Here is an 18,748-nt window from a genome sequence, read left to right on the forward strand (position 1 = left end):
TTCATTACTACCTTAGCCAACCTGCTTGGTCGGGCTGTGGTAAATATCAGCGAACATGTCAGCCATGGCTTCTTCGCTGGGTTCTTCCTGCATTTGTACGCTTACGGCGCGACTGACCAACTGATGACGGCGCGGCAGATGCAAATCATCCGGGATCCGCGGGCCATCGGTCAGGTACGCCACCGGCAATTCATGACTGATCGCCAGGCTCAGCACCTCGCCCAGACTTGCCGTTTCATCCAGTTTAGTCAGGATGCAGCCAGCGAGCCCGCAGCGTTTGTAACTATGATAAGCGGCTGTTAGAACCTGTTTTTGGCTGGTGGTTGCGAGCACCAGGTAATTTTTTGATTTGATGCCACGCCCGGCCAGGCTTTCGAGCTGCATGCGCAGGGCTGGATCGCTGGCCTGAAGGCCTGCGGTATCAATCAGCACCACGCGTTTGCGCAGCAGTGGCTCCAGCGCCTGAACCAGCGATTGGCCCGGATCGACGTGGGTCACCGACACATTGAGAATGCGCCCCAGCGTCTTGAGCTGCTCCTGGGCGCCAATGCGAAAGCTGTCCATGCTCACCAGCGCGATGTTCTGCGCGCCGTACTTGAGCACGTAACGGGCTGCGAGCTTGGCCAGGGTGGTGGTCTTGCCCATGCCGGCAGGACCAACCATGGCAATCACGCCGCCTTCTTCCAGCGGCTCGACTTCCGGGGTAGCAATCATCCGCGCCAGGTGCGCCAGCAACATGCGCCAGGCCTGACGGGGTTCATCGATATCACCGATCATCGCCAACAGATCGCGCGACAACGGGCCGGACAGGCCGATGCGTTGCAGGCGACGCCACAGGTTGGCCTGGGCCGGACGGCTACCTTGCAGCTGATTCCAGGCCAGCGAACCGAGCTGTACTTCCATCAGTTCGCGCAGGCTGTTGAGCTCGAAACGCATCGAGTCGAACGCACGTGGATCCACGCCGCCAGCAGCCGGTGCCGGAGCAGGCGCGGAGCGACGCGGTTCGGCGTAGGTCGGTTCGATCAGTGGCTCGGCAGCGGTCAGTGGCAGGCCGGCGAACAACTGGCGATTGGTGGTCTTGTCGCCTTCGGTCTCGCCATCGCCACGCAGGCTCAATTCAGCCTGGGCAGTGACGATGCGCGATTGGGTCTTGCGCAGCTCATCCTCGAGTTCCATGTTCGGAACACGCGGGGCCAGCGCCGACAATTTGTAATCCAGCGCAGCCGTCAGCTCGACACCACCGGCAATCCGGCGATTGCCGATAATGGCGGCATCGGCGCCCAGCTCATCACGAACCAGTTTCATGGCCTGACGCATATCGGCGGCGAAAAAACGCTTAACTTGCATAAACCACTACCTCAGCCGTTGGGCCCTACTGTCGCAACGATGGTCACTTGCTTGTTGTCAGGGATTTCCTGATAAGCCAACACATGCAAACCCGGGACTGCCAGTCGGCCAAATCGCGACAACATGGCGCGAACCGGGCCGGCCACCAGCAGAATCACCGGTTGACCTTGCATTTCCTGACGCTGCGCCGCATCGATCAACGAGCGCTGCAGCTTCTCTGCCATGCTTGGCTCCAGCAGAACGCCCTCTTCCGAGCCTTGTCCTGCCTTCTGAAGACTATTGAGCAATATCTGTTCCAACCTTGGCTCCAGGGTGATCACTGGTAGCTCGGAGTCAGTGCCTACAATGCTTTGGACGATTGCGCGGGATACGCCGACCCGCACAGCGGCCACCAAAGCGGCAGTATCTTGACTCTTGGCGGCGTTGTTGGCGATCGCCTCGGCAATGCTGCGAATGTCCCGAACCGGCACCTGTTCGGCCAGCAGCGCTTGCAACACTTTGAGCAGCTGCGACAGCGAAACCACGCCCGGCACCAATTCCTCAGCCAGTTTAGGCGAGCTTTTGGCCAGCAATTGCATGAGTTGCTGGACTTCTTCGTGACCGATCAGTTCGCTGGAGTGTTTGTACAGAATCTGGTTCAAGTGCGTGGCTACCACGGTGCTGGCATCGACCACCGTGTAACCGAGTGATTGTGCCTGGGCGCGCTGGCTGATTTCGATCCAGACCGCCTCCAGGCCAAAAGCCGGATCTTTGGCGGTTATGCCATTAAGCGTGCCGTAGACCTGCCCCGGGTTGATCGCCAGTTCGCGATCCGGGTAAATCTCGGCCTCGGCCAGGATCACCCCCATCAACGTGAGGCGATAGGCACTCGGCGCCAGGTCGAGGTTGTCACGGATATGCACCGTCGGCATCAGGAAGCCCAGGTCCTGGGACAGCTTCTTGCGCACGCCCTTGATCCGCGCAAGCAGTTGACCACCCTGATTGCGATCCACCAGCGGAATCAGGCGATAGCCGACTTCCAGGCCAATCATGTCGATAGGCGTGACGTCATCCCAGCCAAGTTCCTTGGTCTCCATGGCGCGAGCCGGCGAAGGCAGCAGCTCTTGCTGACGCTTGACCTCTTGCAGGGCCTGGACCTTGACCACGTTCTGCTTCTTCCAGAACAGGTACGCACCACCGGCAGCGAGAGCGGCCATGCTCAGGAAGGAAAAGTGCGGCATGCCGGGCACCAGGCCCATCACTGCCATCAGTCCCGCCGCGACGGCCAACGCTTTCGGCGAGGCGAACATCTGGCGATTGATCTGCTTGCCCATGTCTTCCGAACCGGAAGCACGGGTCACCATGATCGCGGCGGCTGTCGATAACAGCAGTGATGGCAATTGCGCCACCAAACCGTCACCGATGGTCAACAGGGCGTACACCCGACCGGCATCGCCAAAGGTCATGCCGTGCTGGAAGATACCGACCGCCATGCCGCCGATCAGGTTGATGAACAGAATCAACAGGCCGGCGATGGCATCACCACGCACGAATTTGCTGGCACCGTCCATGGAGCCGTAGAACTCGGCCTCTTGGGCGACTTCCATCCGGCGCAGCTTGGCCTGGTTCTGATCGATCAGGCCGGCGTTCAAATCGGCGTCGATGGCCATTTGTTTGCCGGGCATCGCATCGAGGGTGAAGCGCGCGCTCACCTCGGAAATCCGTCCGGCACCCTTGGTCACCACGACGAAGTTGATGATCATCAAAATCGCGAAGACCACGATACCGACCACGTAGTTACCGCCGATCACCACCTCACCGAAGGCCTGGATCACCTTACCGGCGGCGGCGTGGCCGTCCTGCCCGTGGAGCATCACCACCCGCGTGGAAGCCACGTTCAGCGCCAGCCGCAGCAACGTCGCCACCAGCAGAATGGTCGGGAACACCGCGAAATCCAGCGGCCGCAAGGCGTAGACGCAGACCAGCAGCACGACGATCGACAGCGCAATGTTGAACGTGAAGAACACGTCCAGCAGGAACGGCGGCACCGGCAGCATCATCATGGCCAGCATGACCAGCAGCAACAACGGCACGCCCAGATTGCCCCGACTTAAGTCGGCAACGTTTGTGCGAGCACTGTTGAATAACTGAGAGCGATCCACGGTTTTCCCCGTTCCTTTAAAGCAAACTTTTGACGCCTGAAGCTGGCGCAAAGCGGCTATTGCAAGAAGCCTTCCAACTTTTGCAGAGGATTGAAATAGAAGGGGTAACCGAGGAATTCAGGGTGGCCGATCCGACGCTTTCGCGAGCAGGCTCGCTCCCACAGGAGACCGCGATCAAATGTGGGAGCGAGCCTGCTCGCGAAGAGGCCATCAGCGACAGCAAAAGACTCAGGAATCGCGGCGCAGATCCGGTGGAATCGGCAGGTCATCCTTGAGCGGCTCAGGCGGCTTGCCTTTGCCGGCGCGGTGCTGGCGGATCTGGTAGACGTAGGCCAATACCTGGGCGACCGCCAGGTACAGGCCACCGGGGATTTCCTGCTCCAGTTCGGTGGAGTAATAGATCGAACGCGCCAGAGCGGGCGATTCGAGCAGCAGCACATTGTTCGCCACGGCGATTTCACGGATTTTCAAGGCCAGGAAGTCGCTGCCCTTGGCCAGCAACACCGGCGCGCTGCCTTTGTCCGGGTCGTACTTGAGCGCCACGGCGTAGTGCGTCGGGTTGGTGATGACCACATCCGCCTCGGGAATGGCCGCCATCATCCGCCGCTGCGACATCTCGCGCTGCAACTGACGAATGCGCTGCTTGACCTCCGGCCGCCCTTCCTGATCCTTGTGCTCGTCGCGCACTTCCTGCTTGGTCATCAGCAGCTTCTTGTGGCTTTCCCACAGCTGCACCGGCACGTCGACGGCGGCGATGATGATCAGCCCGCAGGCCATCCACAAGGTGCTCCAGCCCACCACTTGCAGGCTGTGAATGATCGCCATCTCCAACGGCTCGTGCGCGATGCGCATCAGGTCGTCGATGTCGGAAGACAATACCGCCAGCGCCACAAACAGCACGATCAGAAACTTCGCCAACGCCTTGAGCAGCTCAACCAGCGCCTTGGGCGAGAACATCCGCTTCAGTCCGGCCGCAGGGTTCATGCGACTGAATTTCGGCGCCATCGAGCCCGCCGCGAACAACCAGCCGCCGAGGGCAATCGGGCCGATCAACGAGGCCAGCAGCAAGGTGATCATCACCGGCTGAATCGCCACCAGCGCAATCTGCCCCGAATGCAGGAGGAAGGTGCCCATGTTGCGCTGATCCAGAATCACTTCCCGCGAGAGCGTGAAGTTCATCCGCATCAGCTCCATCATTTCCTGCGCCAGGGCGCCGCCGAAAATCAGCAGGCCGCCAGCACCGGCGAGCATGATCGCCAGGGTGTTGAGCTCCTTGGAGCGCGCAATCTCACCCTTGTCCCGGGAGTCCTTTTTGCGTTTCTCCGTGGGGTCTTCTGTTTTGTCCTGACCGCTTTCGCTCTCAGCCATGACTCAGCGCGCCCGTGCCAGTTCGCGTAAAAACTGCAGGGCCTCGGTGGCCAGCGGTTGATACTGATTGATGATGTCCGCCAGCCCGACCCAGACAATGAATAGCCCGAGCACCAGGGTCAGCGGGAAACCGATAGAGAAGATGTTCAGCTGCGGCGCGGCCCGGGTCATCACGCCGAATGCGATGTTGACCACCAACAGCGCGGTGATCGCCGGCAGCACCAGCAACAACGCCGCCCCAAGGACCCAGCCGAGCTTGCCGGCCAGCTCCCAGAAATGATTGACCAACAACCCGCTGCCCACCGGCATGGTGGTGAAGCTTTCCGTCAGGACTTCGAACACCACCAGATGCCCGTTCATGGACAGGAACAGCAGCGTCACCAGCATGGTGAAGAACTGCCCGATCACCGCCACCGACACGCCGTTGGTGGGGTCGACCATCGAGGCAAAGCCCATGCCCATCTGAATTGAGACGATTTGCCCGGCGACCACGAAGGCCTGAAAGAACAGCTGCAAGGAGAATCCCAGAATCGCGCCAATCAGGATCTGCTCGGCGATCAGCAGCAGCCCGCTCAGGTCCAGCGCATTGACCGGCGGCATCGGCGGCAGGCCCGGCGCGATCACCACGGTGATCGCCAGCGCGAAGTACAAACGAACGCGCTTGGGCACCAGGGTTGTACCAAACACCGGCATGACCATCAGCAACGAGCCGATGCGAAACAGCGGCAACATGAACGTCGCCACCCAGGTACTGATCTGGGTGTCGGTCAGCTGCAACAGCGACGGCATGGTTTAGCCAATGACCTGAGGAATGCTGCCGTACAACTGCAGGATGTATTCCATGAACGTCTGCACCAGCCACGGACCGGCGACGATCAGCGTCACCAGCATGACCAGCAAGCGCGGGAGGAAGCTCAGGGTCTGTTCGTTGATCTGCGTGGCGGCCTGGAACATCGCCACCAACAGGCCGACCAGCAGACTCGGGATCACCAGCACGGCAACCATCATCGTGGTCAGCCACAGCGCTTCGCGAAAGATGTCTACCGCGACTTCCGGCGTCATGGCGACACACCGCCGAAGCTGCTCGCCAACGTACCGATGATCAACGCCCAGCCATCCACCAGCACGAACAGCATGATCTTGAACGGCAGGGAAATGATCAGCGGCGAGAGCATCATCATGCCCATCGCCATCAGCACACTGGCCACGACCAGGTCGATGATCAGGAACGGAATGAAGATCATGAAGCCGATCTGGAACGCGGTCTTGAGCTCCGAGGTGACAAACGCCGGCACCAGAATGGTCAGCGGCGCCTGATCCGGCGAAGCGATGTCGGTGCGCTTGGACAGGCGCATGAACAACTCAAGATCGCTGCTGCGCGTCTGCGCCAGCATGAAATCCTTGATCGGCACCTGAGCCTTGGCGACAGCATCCTGGGCGGTGAGTTTTTCCGCCAGATATGGCTGCAAGGCGTCCTGATTCACCCGATCAAACACAGGCGCCATGATGAACAGCGTCAGAAACAACGCCATGCCGGTGAGGATCTGGTTCGAGGGCGTCTGCTGCAGACCCAGGGCCTGACGCAGGATCGAGAAGACGATGATTATCCGCGTGAAGCTGGTCATCAGCATGACGAACGCCGGAATGAAACTCAGCGCGGTCATGATCAGCAGGATTTGCAGGCTGACCGAGTACTCCTGAGCGCCATTGGCGTTGGTGCCCAGGGTGATCGCCGGGATCGACAACGGATCGGCGGCGAACGCCAGCGGCGCGGCCAGCATCAGGGCCAGCGTCAAGACGATGCGTAACGCACCCATTACTTCTTATCCTTCTGATCCTTGCCGAGCATCTTCAACAGATGCTGGGCAAACTCCGGGGTCGCTTTTTCAGTCCCGCTCGGCACTTGCACCGGCTCTTTGAGCACATGCAACGCGGTGATGGTGCCGGGACTGAGGCCAAGCAGGATCTGTTCGCTGCCGACTTGCACCAGCATCAAACGGTCACGAGGGCCCAGCGCGCGGGAGCCGATCAGTTCGATCACCTGCCCTTTGCCAGCCGGACCCGCCTGCTGGACGCGGCGCAACAGCCAGGCGAGGAAGAAGATCAACCCCAGCACCAGCAGCAAGCCGAACACCAACTGCGTCAATTGCCCCACCACGCCACTGCTGACCGCCGGCGCGGCCGCCGCCGTCGTGGTCGCTACCGTCTCGGCAGCCAGCGCACTGAACGGCATCGCCAGCACAACCCCCAGAACCTTTTTCACTTAGCGCAGCTTCTTGATGCGTTCGCTTGGGCTGATCACGTCAGTCAGGCGGATGCCGAACTTCTCGTTGACCACGACCACTTCGCCGTGAGCGATCAGCGTGCCGTTGACCAGTACGTCCAGCGGCTCGCCGGCCAGACGGTCCAGCTCGATCACCGACCCCTGGTTGAGTTGCAGCAGGTTACGGATGTTGATGTCGGTGCTGCCCACTTCCATGGAAATCGATACCGGGATATCGAGGATCACGTCGAGGTTCGGGCCTTCCAGGCTCACCGGATCGTTGTTCTTTGCCACGCTGCCGAACTCTTCCATCGGCAGACGGTTGGACGACGAGCCAGCGGTGTCCGCGGCCAGCAAGGCGTCGATATCGTCCTGACCGGCGTCACCGGTTTCTTCCAGGGCCGCAGCCCATTCATCAGCCAGCGCCTGGTCGTCCTGCGCGTTCATATCGTCGTTCATCATTTGTCCTCGGCGGGCAAAAATTCGGTTAGTAGCAGTCTGTTAAAACAAGGAGGTTTGAGCGCCGGTCAGCGGCGCTCGATCGGCTCGATCACCTGCAACGCGAGGTTGCCTTTGTGCGAGCCCATCTTGACCTTGAACGCAGGCACGCCATTGGCGCGCATGATCATTTCTTCCGGCATCTCGACCGGGATGATGTCCCCCGGCTGCATGTGCAGGATGTCGCGCAAGCGCAACTGGCGACGGGCAACCGTGGCACCGATCGGCACGTCGACATCCAGCACGTCCTGACGCAGGGCGTTGACCCAGCGCTCGTCCTGATCGTCGAGGTCCGACTGGAAACCGGCGTCGAGCATTTCGCGCACCGGCTCGATCATCGAGTACGGCATGGTCACGTGCAGGTCACCGCCACCGCCATCGAGTTCGATGTGGAAGGTGGACACCACCACCGCTTCGCTCGGGCCGACGATGTTGGCCATGGCCGGGTTCACTTCCGAGTTGATGTACTCGAAATTCACTTCCATGATCGCCTGCCAGGCTTCCTTCAAGTCGATGAAGGCCTGCTCCAGCACCATGCGCACCACGCGTAGTTCGGTCGGGGTGAATTCACGCCCTTCGATCTTGGCGTGACGGCCATCGCCGCCGAAGAAGTTGTCCACCAGCTTGAACACCAGTTTGGCGTCGAGGATGAACAGCGCGGTACCGCGCAACGGCTTGATCTTGACCAGGTTGAGGCTGGTCGGTACGTACAGCGAGTGCACGTATTCGCCGAACTTCATCACCTGCACACCACCGACGGCAACGTCCGCCGAGCGGCGCAGCATGTTGAACATGCTGATGCGGGTGTAGCGGGCGAAACGCTCGTTGATCATTTCCAGGGTCGGCATGCGTCCGCGGACGATGCGATCCTGGCTGGTCAGGTCGTAGCTTTTGACGCTGCCGGGTTCAGCAACGTTATCGGTCTGTACCAGACCATCGTCGACGCCATGCAACAGCGCATCGATCTCATCCTGGGACAGCAGGTCCTGCACGGCCATGTCGTGTTCCTACTGCAGTACGAAATTAGTGAAAAGCAACTGTTCGATAACCACTTTGCCGAGTTCTTTCTGCGCCACTTCCTGCACGCTGGCCGTGGCCTTCTGACGCAACATTTCCTGGCCAACCGGCGTGGCCAGGGTGGTGAAATCCTGGCCGGAGAACAGCATGACCAGGTTGTTGCGGATCACCGGCATGTGCACTTTGAGCGCTTCCAGATCGGCCTGGTTGCGGCCCTGCATGGTGATGCTCACCTGCATGTAGCGCTGACGGCCATTCTGGTTGTAGTTGGCCACGAAGGCCGGCGCCATGGGCTCGAAAATCGCGGGCTGCTTGCCGACCACTGCGGTTTCCGCCGCGACAGGCTTGCTCTGGGCGCTGTGCATGAAGAACCAGGTCGCCCCCACGGACATGCCGATCGCCAGCAGCAAGGCCACCACGATCAAAACAATCAGCTTGATCTTGCCTTTGGTTGCGGGGTCTTTTACTACTGCTTCGCTCTTCGCCATGCCAATAATCCGTCACTATTCGGGTTTTCACAGTCGCTCGGCAAGGCAAGAGCAAGTGTTATGCCAGAAGTGTCGGGAGGGCGCTGGGCGGGGATTTCAGGGACACCACAAACAAATGTAGGAGTGAGCCTGCTCGCGATGAGGTAGCAACATTCAACCTCTTCGTTGACTGTTACACCGCTATCGCGAGCAGGCTCACTCCTACAATGGGTTTTGCGTTTTATCAGGCGTAGTAGTCGACGGCGCTGGTACCGATCACGCTGGTAGCGGCTTGCGCCACTTCAGCCACGGTCGGCGCGAGCTCTTCATCCATCGAGTCGACACGACCACCGGCGGCATTGGTGCGACCGCCCTGCCCCTGCCCCTGCTGCGCCTGTTCCTGGCCCTGTCCTTGCCAGCCGCGAGACTGGTCGGACACGTTGACGTCGACCTGCCCCATGCCCTGCTGTGTGAACATGTCACGCAGGCGATGCATCTGGCTGTCCAGCGCTTCGCGAACGCTTGGATGGGCGCTCATGAAGGTCACCTGGGTCTGTTGATCCGGAACCATGTTCACCCGAATATCCAGACGCCCCAGTTCGGCCGGTTGCAACTGAATGTCGGCCGCCTTGAGATTGGCGCTGGAGAGGTACATGACCCGGTTGACCACTTCTTCGGTCCAGCCACTCTGATGCATGGCGATCGGCTGATTCACCGGCAACGCGTTGGCTGTTTTCGGCGTGGCCGCTTGAGTCAACGCCGCCAGACGGTTGGCGAAGTCATCGACACGGGTATCACTGCTGGCGGATTTCAGGTCTTTCAGGCCGTCATCGATCAGGCCGCTGAACGCCTTCTCACCGCCCTGACCGGTACTGTCCTTGTCGACTTGCACGTCGAGCATGCTCGCCATACCGGCGGCAAAGTTCTGCGCCGAAGTCAGTTCGCCGTCAGCCTGGGCCTGGGCCGCAGAGGCTTTGGGCTGGGACTGGCTGGACGCGGACACGTGACCACTTTGCTCCATGGCCAGGCGTACCGCCGGCAGGGCGTCGAGCGGATCGGCTTCAGGATCGAAATCACTGTCGGCGGTTGCAGCGGCTGGCGCAGCAACAGTTTGCGCAGGCGCAGCGGCCATGGTCGCCGCAACGGGTGATGCAACGGGCGGTTGCGCGGCAGCAACCACGGGAGCAGCGGGCTCGACGGGCGCCGCGATCACCGGCTGCACGGCCGCCATCAAGGCAGGATCAAGGGACGGATCGAGGCTTGGGTCGACGGGCGCGGTGTCGACCACTGGCGTCTCGGACGTATCCGGCGCGGCATCGTCAGCGACTGCATCCTCGGCCGGCGCCGGTTTTTCGGCGGGCAAGGAATTGCCGCTATCGGCAACCGCAGGTTCCGGGGCGGCAGCCTTGTCGCTGGTGACGTCTGTCTTCGCAGTGCCTTGCGGCGCATTGTCAGTCGCCGGCTTGGCCGGTTTTTCAGCGACCACAGCAGGCTTGTCCTGAGCCTGATTGGCGTAGACCTCAGCGAAGCTGGACGCCTTGTCCCCTGGCTCGGCAGCCACCGCCGGGGTATTGGCGGACGCGGCAAGCGTCTTGGCCGCTGTGCTGGCCTGAAGAAGTGAATTGGGGGTAACGGGCATAAAACGGTCTCCGCTGCACTGGGATCGTAGGTACAGTTGAGCGAGATGACTGCAAGGGTCGAGCCAGGTTTGACCATCCGCCGCCAAAAGCGCCGGATGGTCAGATTACTCGGAGAGAGAGCGCTGTTTTTCCGCCTCGTAAAGCGGGCGGACGATGGCGAATTCGCCGTCGATTTCCCCCACCAGTTTTTCAATGCCTGCGAGGCTTTTTTGCTTGGCGCGCTGTTCCAGCTCATGGCACAACTCAGCGAGCCGAATGGCCCCCATATTGCTGCTGCTGCCTTTGAAGCTGTGGGCAGCATTCATGAGCTGGGCGGCATCCTCAGCCTTGCGCAAGACGCACAGACGCTCCTCGGAATCGGCGATGAAAGTATCCAGCAACGTTGGATACTCATCCTCCATGACTTCCTGCAACGCATTGAGTACGTCGCGGTCCAGATGTGTGTCAGCCACTTGCTCACTCCTTGATCAAGAATGGGTGAATTATGCCAGAGCCTCCCAGAAAAACTCTACGCGCGCACTCCGACCATCGTCGGACCAGCTCGCGTTACGACTCAACTGGCGGACGAGGCTGATACCACGCCCCGACAAACGGACGCCATCAAGGGGCCGATCCAGTACTCGCGCCACGTCAAATCCCTGGCCACTGTCTTCAACCCGAATGACCAGGCAACCGCCGCTGCCTTCTGGCGTGACCTGCAAATGCACCCGCACAAAACCGTCCTGCAACGCCTCCATCCGCTCATTGCGCTGCTGGTAATAGCGTGCGAAACCCGACGCATCGCGCTTGAGGCTTGAGTCGAGCCCCAACACGCCGTGCTCCAGCGCATTGGAGTACAGCTCGGCGAGCACACTGTAAAGCGCGCCGCTTTGAGCCCGCAACCCGTGGACCTCAAGCAGTAACTGCAAAAGATACGGCAGCGGATTGAAGCGCTTGAGGGTCTCGGCTCGAAACTCGAAATTCACCGACCAGTCCAGCGGGCAGGACTGGCCGCTGTCGGAGTACACCAGCGCTGGCGGCGTCAGTTGCGTCGCCTCCAGCAAACTGACCTCGACCATGCTCACATCATCGCGGGCCTCCCCGCCAAAATTCCGCAGGGCCTGCTCGATTTCCCCGAACAGCGCGTCAGGCTGACGATTGGCTGCAAACACCTGTTGCAATCGGTCCACGCCAAACAATTGCTCATTACCATCGCACGTGTCGATAACCCCGTCGGACAACAGAAACACGCGATCCCCGACGGCCATCGGGAACACTTCGGTGCGGTCATTAAAGGTTTGCGGGCTCAGCACGCCCAGCGGCAGATGGCGCGCTTTGAGCGGCTTGCGCTCCCCCGTAGCGATGGTGTGCAGATAACCGTCCGGCATTCCGCCATTCCAGACCTCCACCGAGCGACGCTGAAAACTCAGGCTCAGTAACGTTGCGCAGCAGAACATGTCCACCGGCAGGATGCGTTTGAGCTTGGCGTTCATCTCGCGCAGGGTTTCGGACAGACCATAGCCCTTGGCGGTCATGCCATAGAAGACTTCAGCCAATGGCATGGCGCCCACCGCCGCTGGCAAACCATGGCCGGTGAAATCCCCCAGCAGCACGTGCATGTCGCCCGCCGGGGTAAAGGCAGCCAACAGCAGATCACCGTTGAACAGCGCGTAAGGCGATTGCAGGTAACGAATGTTCGGCGCACTCAGGCAGCCGGAATGCGCGACCTTGTCGAAAACCGCCTTGGCCACCCGCTGTTCATTAAGCAGATAGTCATGGTGCCTGGCGATCAGGTCGCGTTGCTGCAACACCGTGGCCTGTAAACGGCGCAAGCGATCCATCGCCTTGATCTTGGCGGCGAGGATCACAGGGTTATAGGGCTTTGCCAGAAAGTCGTCGCCGCCGGCCTCCAGGCATCGGGCCAGGGCTTCGCTTTCGGTGAGCGAGGTCAGGAAGATGATCGGCACCAGGGTTTCCCCGGCGAGCAGCTTGATCTGCCGCGCGGCCTCGAAACCGTCCATCACCGGCATCATCGCGTCCATCAACACCAGGTGCGGTTGTTGCTGACGAAACGTTTCGACCGCCTCGGCACCATTGGCGGCGGTCAGCACGTTATGGCCCTGGCGGCGGACGATGCTCGACAGCAGCATGCGATCGGCCGCACTGTCTTCGGCGATGAGGATCGTCAGGGGTTCGAGCGATGGAGACATAGCGGTCACGCTACGTCGAAAATCTGTTCAAAGTTGGAGATGGCGAGAATTTTTCGCACATCGGAATTTGCGTGGGTCAACTTGATTTCCGCATTCTCGCCGCCAGCGTGATCTCGCAAAAGCAACAGCATGCCGAGCGCTGAACTGTCGAGATAAGTGGCGTCCTTCAAATTGACTTCGAAGGATTCGGGTTTTGGCTCAAGATTTTCGTACGACTCACGAAATTCCTGATGCTTGGCGAAATCGAATCGTCCCTTGATCGAAATCGTCAGTTTTTGCCCATCTTGGGACACTTCTGAAATGACTGACATTTAACGGCTTCCTTGTCATTGGCTAACGTGCTGTACAAGGTTTAGCACTTGGTTGGAAGGGGAGCAAGGCCGGACGATTGTTCAATATGGATCATGTCTGGGCAAGCGCTGCGACAACTCATCAAGCAATTTCTGCTCGCGCTTGTCTTCCAGCTGCCGTGCCTCGTCCATGTAGCGCTGTACAAGTTTTCGCAAGCCTTCGACACGGGCGAACGCCTGCTGCCAGGTATCACGCGCCTTGTTCAGGTTGTTTTGATGCCAGTTCAGGCTCTGTCGCTGCTGATCGATGGCCGTACCGAGTTGCGCCAGGAAGCCCTGATACCCCAGCAACCACTGGCCGGAAACGCCACTGCTGCCGCGCACGATCCATTGTTCCTGGTATTCGAGGCGAAAGGCTTCAAGGTCGGCGAGCTTGCTTTCCGCGACACGCACCTGGCCCTGAAAATGCCCGAGGCGCATGACCGCGGCTTTCTCGGCCTTTTCGGCCATTTCCACCACGGGTGCCAGGCGCGCGGCTCGGCTCAGTGCCATGGCCGGTTAGCCGCCTGCTGCGGGGGCGAAGATGGAAGCGAGATGATTGACGCTGGCGCCCATGCCGATGTTGTCGTTCAAACCCTGACGCAGGTAAGTGACCATGGCTGGCTGGAGGGAGATCGCGGTGTCGGTTTCACGATCACCGCCCGGCACGTACGCGCCGACGCTGATCAAGTCGCGACTTTGCTGATAGCGTGACCAGTACTGCTTGAACATCTGCGCGCGGGCCATGTGCTCAGGGCTGACCACCGACGGCATGACCCGGCTGATGGACGCTTCGATATCGATGGCCGGGTAATGACCTTCTTCAGCCAGACGCCGGGACAACACGATGTGGCCGTCGAGTACGCCTCGCGCGGCATCGGCAATCGGATCCTGTTGGTCATCGCCTTCGGACAACACGGTGTAGAACGCCGTGATCGAACCACCGCCCTTCTCGGCATTACCGGCGCGCTCCACCAGTTTTGGCAACTTGGCGAATACCGACGGCGGATAACCCTTGGTGGCCGGCGGTTCGCCGATGGCCAGGGCGATTTCCCGCTGGGCCTGGGCGAAACGGGTCAGGGAATCCATGAGCAACAGGACGTTCTTGCCCTTGTCGCGAAAATATTCGGCGATCCGCGTGCAGTACATCGCCGCGCGCAGACGCATCAACGGCGCATCGTCCGCCGGCGACGCCACGACCACGGAACGCTTGAGCCCTTCTTCACCGAGGATGTGCTCGATGAATTCCTTAACTTCACGCCCCCGCTCACCGATCAGCCCGACGACGATAATGTCGGCCTCGGTGAAGCGCGTCATCATGCCCAGCAGCACCGATTTACCCACACCGGTACCGGCGAACAGCCCGAGCCGCTGACCGCGACCGACCGTCAACAACCCGTTGATCGTTCGAATGCCGACGTCCAGCGGTTCGCTGATCGGTTCGCGCTTGAGCGGGTTGATGGTGGGGCCGTCCATCGGCACCCAGTCTTCGGCTTTCATCCCGCCCTTGCCGTCCAGCGCACGACCGGCGCCATCGAGCACTCGACCGAGCATGCTCATGCCCATCGGTAAGCGACCGGTATCGGCGAGTGGAACCACACGGGCACCGGGCGCAATACCCGCGACGCTGCCGACGGGCATCAGGAAAACTTTGCTGCCGGAGAAGCCCATCACCTCGGCTTCGACCTGCACCGGGTGATAGCTGTCGTCGTTGATGACCATGCAACGACTGCCCATGGCGGCGCGCAAGCCTTCAGCTTCGAGGGTCAGGCCGACCATGCGTAGCAGGCGGCCTTCAAGGATCGGGGCGCCGGCCAGTTCCGTGGCCTCGGCGTACCCGCCCAGGCGTTTGGCGAAGCTGGTGCGGTCAAGGCGCATCGGGAGCGTCCGGTTCCGGCTCGGCAGCAGGCTTTTCGTCGACCGGCACTTCCAGACTCAGATCCGGCGCCGACGGATGCAATGCTTGATCGTGCAGTTGATCGAGCAACTTGGCCATGACTTGGGCAACGCGGGTCTCGACGGTGGCGTCGATGCGACTGTGTTCGGTTTCAACCCGGCAACCGCCAGGCAACAGCGACTCGTCTTCGACGATGCGCCAGGTTTCTTCGTGGCGCTCGCGCAGGGCTTTGACTTGTTCGAAGTCCTGCGGATTGATGTACAGGCGCACATTGCCCGCGCCCAGCGGCAGGAGCTTGAGCGCTTCACGCATGACGTGTTCGATCTGCGTCGAGTCGATGGCCAGTTCGCGCTGGATCACCTGTTTGGCGATGTGCTGCACGAGGTCGACCATGGATCGCTCAATGAAAGTGTCCTGCTCGGCGATAGGCTCGAAGAGGTTGACCATCAGTTGCTCAAGACCGGCAATCTTCGGCGCCAGCGCCGCTTCCGCTTCCTGGCGAACCTTGAGCGTGGTGCTGTGGAACCCTTCTTTCTCGCCCACGGCGAAGCCTTCGTTGTAGGCTTCCTGGCGGATCGCTTCGAGTTCTTCGAGGGTCAGTGGCTGGACTTCGTCCAGCGGCACTTCTTCCATCTCCGGCGGCTCGGGCTCAGGTTCTGGCTCGGGTTCCGGGACGAAAGGGTCGAAACTGGGCAGCGCCCAGACGTCGAAGCCGGCAACGTGCTTGCCGCGAATCAGGTCGGTCTGGGACTCATCATGTTTGGACGACATAGTGACCTTAGATCATCTCTTCGCCGCCCTTCCCGCCGAGAACGATTTCTCCGGCTTCGGCCATACGGCGGGCAATGGTGAGGATTTCTTTCTGCGCGGTTTCCACGTCGCTGACGCGCACCGGGCCTTTGGCCTCGAGGTCGTCGCGCAACAGTTCGGCCGCCCGTTTGGACATGTTCTTGAAGATCTTTTCCTTGACGCCTTCGTCCGAACCCTTGAGGGCCAGCACCAGCACATCGGAGGACACTTCGCGCAGCAATGCCTGAATTCCGCGGTCGTCGACATCGGACAGGTTGTTGAACACGAACATGAGGTCTTCGATCTGACCGGACAGGTCTTCGTCGACTTCGCGGATCGAGTCCATGAGCTGACCTTCGATCGAGCTGTCGAGGAAGTTCATGATGTCGGCCGCGCGCTTGATACCACCCAGGGTGGTGCGCGAGGCATTCGAGTTGCCGGAGAACTGCTTCTCGAGAATCTGGTTGAGTTCTTTCAGGGCCGCTGGCTGCACGGTATTCAGCGAGGAGACCCGCAGAATGATGTCCAGACGCACCTTATGGTCAAAGTTGCCGAGCACTTCGCCGGCCTGATCCGGGTCGAGGTACGCGACCACGATTGCCTGGATCTGTGGGTGCTCGTAACGAATCACGTCGGCGACGGCGCGCGGTTCCATCCACTTCAGGCTGTCGAGGCCGCTGGTGTTGCCCCCCAGCAGGATGCGATCGATCAGGCCGTTGGCCTTGTCTTCGCCCAATGCCTGGGTAAGCATTTTGCGCACGTAGTCGTCGGAGCCGACACCCAGGCTGGTCTGGTCGCCGACGATGTCGACGAACTCGCTCATGACCTGTTCGACTTGCTCACGGTGCACGTTGCCCATCTGGGCCATCGCTACACCCACGCGCTGGACCTCTTTAGGCCCCATGTGGCGCAACACCTGGGCAGCATCGGTCGAACCGAGGGACAGCAGCAGAATCGCGGCTTTGTCGACCTTGGTCAGTTTGGCGGCAACGGCTCGGTTATCACTCATCTGCGTTAATCCACTCTTTCACGACCTGGGCCACGCGACCCGGGTCTTCTGCCACCAGACTCTTGATTGCATTCAACTGTGCGTCATAGCCTTCGCTCGGGCTCGGCAGCAGGATGCTTTGCGGGCCACCGAGGCTGACGCGGTCGTTGGCCAGTTCGCCATCCAGGCCGCCCATGCCACCCAACTCGACGTCGCTGCCAATGCCGGCCAGCTGCTTGCCTTTGCCGCCACCGGTGATGTTGTTGAGCACCGGACGCAGTACCCCGAACACCAGCACCAGGATGAACAAGACGCCGAGCACTTGCTTGACGATGTCCCAGAACCACGGCTGCGAGTAGAACGGAATGTCGGCAATCACTTCACCGCGTTCTGCGGAGAACGGCATGTTGATCACGCTGACGCTGTCGCCACGGCTGGCGTCGAAACCGACCGCGTCCTGCACCAGGCGAGTGAAGCGCGCCAATTCATCGGCGCTCCACGGCGCACGGGTGGTTTCGCCGTTGGCCGCGTTGACCTTGACCTGATCATCGACCACCACCGACACCGACAGGCGATTCAATCGACCCTGCTGTTGCTTGGTGTGGCTGATGGAACGGTCGAGCTCGAAGTTCTTGGTGGATTGTTGACGCTTGTCCGCCGGGTACGGCGCCAGCATTGGCTGACCGGTGGCCGGGTCCATGATTTGCTGACCGTTGGCATCGATCAACGGCTGGCCTGGCTGCACCATGCCGGCCGATGCGGTCGTGCCACCAGTGGTTTGCGGCGCCGAGGCTGGCGACGGTGGCTGGTTGCTCAGGGCACCAGGCACACCTTGCGGGCCATTGCTGGCGGTGCGTTGTTCGTTGACCGACTGCTCGCTGCGCAACGCCGGTTGATCCGGGTTGAACTGCTCGGAGGTCGACTCGACGGCGCTGAAATCGACGTCGGCAGACACTTCGGCTTTATAACGATCGTTGCCCAGCACCGGCTGCAGGATGTTGTGCACGCGCTGGGTCAGCATGGTTTCCATGCGACGGCTGTAATCGAATTGCTTCCCAGCCATGGTCAGCTCGGAGTTCTCCGCCTGATCCGACAGCAGGTTGCCCTTCTGGTCGACGACGGTGATCTGCGATTTGCTCAGCTCAGGAACACTGGTCGCGACCAGGTTGATGATCGCGATCACCTGGCCCGGTTCCAGCGAGCGACCGGAATACAGCTCAACCAGAACCGAAGCGCTTGGCTTGCGTTCATCACGCACGAACACCGAGCTTTTCGGAATCGCCAGGTGCACGCGGGCACCCTTGACGTTGTTCAGGCTGGAAATGGTGCGAGCCAGTTCGCCTTCGAGGCCACGACGATAACGGGTCGCTTCCATGAACTGGCTGGTCCCGAGGCCCTGGTCCTTGTCGAGGATTTCAAAGCCGATGTTGCCGTCGCTGGGAGTGACACCAGCCGCCGCGAGTTTCAGTCGCGCACGGGACAAATCATCGGCCTTGACCAACAAGGCGCCAGAGTTCGGTTCAACGGTGTAAGGAATATCGGCGGAGGCCAGGGTGTCCATGACCTGCTTGGCGTCCATACCGGCAAGGCTGCCGTACAGAGGCCGGTAGTCCGGCTGCTGCGACCACAGCACCACGGCAAAACCAATCGCCACGCTCGCAGCCAGGCCGACCAACAGGCCTACCTGACGCAGCATGGTCATCTCGGAGAGGTTTTCCAGGAAGGACAACCCGAACAGCGGCGGTTTGCCGTCTATTGGGGTGGCCTTGGCCGGAACGTTATCGGCGACTGCTTCTGCCATGACTCAATTCGTCC

At 60.7% G+C, this 18,748-nt stretch carries 19 protein-coding genes; all 19 read right to left on the reverse strand.

The window, feature by feature from the left end; genetic code table 11:
* Positions 1–12 precede the first annotated feature (12 nt).
* Positions 13–1,347 carry a flagellar biosynthesis GTPase FlhF gene (gene flhF, locus AC07N8_RS09025; protein ID WP_059181376.1) on the reverse strand — a complete coding sequence of 445 codons (1,335 nt, stop codon included), beginning with the start codon at positions 1,345–1,347 and terminating at the stop codon, positions 13–15.
* Between the two features lie 11 nt (positions 1,348–1,358).
* Positions 1,359–3,488, reverse strand: coding sequence for a flagellar biosynthesis protein FlhA (gene flhA, locus AC07N8_RS09030; protein ID WP_027922369.1), 2,130 nt, complete (start codon positions 3,486–3,488; stop codon positions 1,359–1,361).
* 228 nt (positions 3,489–3,716) lie between these two features.
* Positions 3,717–4,856: a flagellar biosynthesis protein FlhB gene (gene flhB / locus AC07N8_RS09035; RefSeq protein WP_483840765.1), complete on the reverse strand. Its 1,140-nt coding sequence runs from the start codon at positions 4,854–4,856 to the stop codon at positions 3,717–3,719.
* A gap of 3 nt (positions 4,857–4,859) precedes the next feature.
* The gene (gene fliR / locus AC07N8_RS09040) at positions 4,860–5,645 is read right to left on the reverse strand and encodes a flagellar biosynthetic protein FliR (protein WP_483840764.1); all 786 of its coding nucleotides are present in this window, start codon (positions 5,643–5,645) and stop codon (positions 4,860–4,862) included.
* A 3-nt stretch (positions 5,646–5,648) separates the two neighbouring features.
* Entirely contained in the window at positions 5,649–5,918 is a 270-nt protein-coding gene (fliQ, locus tag AC07N8_RS09045; RefSeq protein WP_007948918.1) for a flagellar biosynthesis protein FliQ, read from the reverse strand.
* Complete coding sequence (gene fliP, locus AC07N8_RS09050; RefSeq protein WP_027922366.1) at positions 5,915–6,673, reverse strand: flagellar type III secretion system pore protein FliP; 759 nt, start codon at positions 6,671–6,673, stop codon at positions 5,915–5,917. The genes fliQ and fliP overlap by 4 nt, the downstream gene beginning before the upstream one ends.
* On the reverse strand, positions 6,673–7,119 hold the full coding sequence (fliO, locus tag AC07N8_RS09055; RefSeq protein WP_493143147.1) for a flagellar biosynthetic protein FliO: 447 nt from the start codon (positions 7,117–7,119) through the stop codon (positions 6,673–6,675). The genes fliP and fliO overlap by 1 nt, the downstream gene beginning before the upstream one ends.
* Complete coding sequence (fliN, locus tag AC07N8_RS09060; protein WP_027922364.1) at positions 7,120–7,578, reverse strand: flagellar motor switch protein FliN; 459 nt, start codon at positions 7,576–7,578, stop codon at positions 7,120–7,122. It lies immediately after the preceding gene.
* Between the two features lie 68 nt (positions 7,579–7,646).
* Positions 7,647–8,615 (reverse strand): flagellar motor switch protein FliM, encoded by a 969-nt coding sequence (fliM, locus tag AC07N8_RS09065; RefSeq protein WP_007948914.1) that lies wholly within the window; start codon positions 8,613–8,615, stop codon positions 7,647–7,649.
* Positions 8,616–8,624: 9 nt separating this feature from the next.
* Complete coding sequence (gene fliL, locus AC07N8_RS09070) at positions 8,625–9,122, reverse strand: flagellar basal body-associated protein FliL (RefSeq protein ID WP_483840762.1); 498 nt, start codon at positions 9,120–9,122, stop codon at positions 8,625–8,627.
* Between the two features lie 223 nt (positions 9,123–9,345).
* A complete protein-coding gene (locus tag AC07N8_RS09075) occupies positions 9,346–10,740 on the reverse strand; it encodes a flagellar hook-length control protein FliK (RefSeq protein ID WP_493143150.1) in 1,395 nt (464 codons plus the stop codon).
* A 105-nt stretch (positions 10,741–10,845) separates the two neighbouring features.
* Positions 10,846–11,193 (reverse strand): Hpt domain-containing protein, encoded by a 348-nt coding sequence (locus AC07N8_RS09080; protein ID WP_493143152.1) that lies wholly within the window; start codon positions 11,191–11,193, stop codon positions 10,846–10,848.
* Positions 11,194–11,223: 30 nt separating this feature from the next.
* Positions 11,224–12,930 (reverse strand): ATP-binding SpoIIE family protein phosphatase, encoded by a 1,707-nt coding sequence (locus tag AC07N8_RS09085; RefSeq protein WP_493143154.1) that lies wholly within the window; start codon positions 12,928–12,930, stop codon positions 11,224–11,226.
* A gap of 5 nt (positions 12,931–12,935) precedes the next feature.
* Positions 12,936–13,241 carry an STAS domain-containing protein gene (locus AC07N8_RS09090; protein ID WP_483840758.1) on the reverse strand — a complete coding sequence of 102 codons (306 nt, stop codon included), beginning with the start codon at positions 13,239–13,241 and terminating at the stop codon, positions 12,936–12,938.
* 81 nt (positions 13,242–13,322) lie between these two features.
* Complete coding sequence (gene fliJ, locus AC07N8_RS09095) at positions 13,323–13,772, reverse strand: flagellar export protein FliJ (RefSeq protein WP_123434038.1); 450 nt, start codon at positions 13,770–13,772, stop codon at positions 13,323–13,325.
* 6 nt (positions 13,773–13,778) lie between these two features.
* Positions 13,779–15,137: a flagellar protein export ATPase FliI gene (fliI, locus tag AC07N8_RS09100; protein WP_123434037.1), complete on the reverse strand. Its 1,359-nt coding sequence runs from the start codon at positions 15,135–15,137 to the stop codon at positions 13,779–13,781.
* On the reverse strand, positions 15,127–15,927 hold the full coding sequence (fliH, locus tag AC07N8_RS09105; protein ID WP_483840757.1) for a flagellar assembly protein FliH: 801 nt from the start codon (positions 15,925–15,927) through the stop codon (positions 15,127–15,129). The genes fliI and fliH overlap by 11 nt, the downstream gene beginning before the upstream one ends.
* A 7-nt stretch (positions 15,928–15,934) precedes the next feature.
* On the reverse strand, positions 15,935–16,954 hold the full coding sequence (fliG, locus tag AC07N8_RS09110; protein WP_007894195.1) for a flagellar motor switch protein FliG: 1,020 nt from the start codon (positions 16,952–16,954) through the stop codon (positions 15,935–15,937).
* Complete coding sequence (gene fliF, locus AC07N8_RS09115; RefSeq protein ID WP_483840756.1) at positions 16,947–18,734, reverse strand: flagellar basal-body MS-ring/collar protein FliF; 1,788 nt, start codon at positions 18,732–18,734, stop codon at positions 16,947–16,949. Before fliF ends, fliG begins: the two co-directional genes overlap by 8 nt.
* Positions 18,735–18,748: the final 14 nt, after the last annotated feature.

It is taken from the genome of Pseudomonas sp. GW821-FHT10C09, from assembly GCF_059415465.1.

What these genes read in the sequence shown, in the direction of transcription:
- flhF (WP_059181376.1), bottom strand. Translation starts at nt 1,347, where the DNA reads ATGCAAGTTAAGCGTTTTTTCGCCGCCGATATGCGTCAGGCCATGAAA.
- flhB (WP_483840765.1), bottom strand. Translation starts at nt 4,856, where the DNA reads ATGGCTGAGAGCGAAAGCGGTCAGGACAAAACAGAAGACCCCACGGAG.
- fliR (WP_483840764.1), bottom strand. Translation starts at nt 5,645, where the DNA reads ATGCCGTCGCTGTTGCAGCTGACCGACACCCAGATCAGTACCTGGGTG.
- fliQ (WP_007948918.1), bottom strand. Translation starts at nt 5,918, where the DNA reads ATGACGCCGGAAGTCGCGGTAGACATCTTTCGCGAAGCGCTGTGGCTG.
- fliP (WP_027922366.1), bottom strand. Translation starts at nt 6,673, where the DNA reads ATGGGTGCGTTACGCATCGTCTTGACGCTGGCCCTGATGCTGGCCGCG.
- fliN (WP_027922364.1), bottom strand. Translation starts at nt 7,578, where the DNA reads ATGAACGACGATATGAACGCGCAGGACGACCAGGCGCTGGCTGATGAA.
- fliM (WP_007948914.1), bottom strand. Translation starts at nt 8,615, where the DNA reads ATGGCCGTGCAGGACCTGCTGTCCCAGGATGAGATCGATGCGCTGTTG.
- fliL (WP_483840762.1), bottom strand. Translation starts at nt 9,122, where the DNA reads ATGGCGAAGAGCGAAGCAGTAGTAAAAGACCCCGCAACCAAAGGCAAG.
- AC07N8_RS09075 (WP_493143150.1), bottom strand. Translation starts at nt 10,740, where the DNA reads ATGCCCGTTACCCCCAATTCACTTCTTCAGGCCAGCACAGCGGCCAAG.
- AC07N8_RS09085 (WP_493143154.1), bottom strand. Translation starts at nt 12,930, where the DNA reads ATGTCTCCATCGCTCGAACCCCTGACGATCCTCATCGCCGAAGACAGT.
- AC07N8_RS09090 (WP_483840758.1), bottom strand. Translation starts at nt 13,241, where the DNA reads ATGTCAGTCATTTCAGAAGTGTCCCAAGATGGGCAAAAACTGACGATT.
- fliJ (WP_123434038.1), bottom strand. Translation starts at nt 13,772, where the DNA reads ATGGCACTGAGCCGAGCCGCGCGCCTGGCACCCGTGGTGGAAATGGCC.
- fliI (WP_123434037.1), bottom strand. Translation starts at nt 15,137, where the DNA reads ATGCGCCTTGACCGCACCAGCTTCGCCAAACGCCTGGGCGGGTACGCC.
- fliH (WP_483840757.1), bottom strand. Translation starts at nt 15,927, where the DNA reads ATGTCGTCCAAACATGATGAGTCCCAGACCGACCTGATTCGCGGCAAG.
- fliG (WP_007894195.1), bottom strand. Translation starts at nt 16,954, where the DNA reads ATGAGTGATAACCGAGCCGTTGCCGCCAAACTGACCAAGGTCGACAAA.
- fliF (WP_483840756.1), bottom strand. Translation starts at nt 18,734, where the DNA reads ATGGCAGAAGCAGTCGCCGATAACGTTCCGGCCAAGGCCACCCCAATA.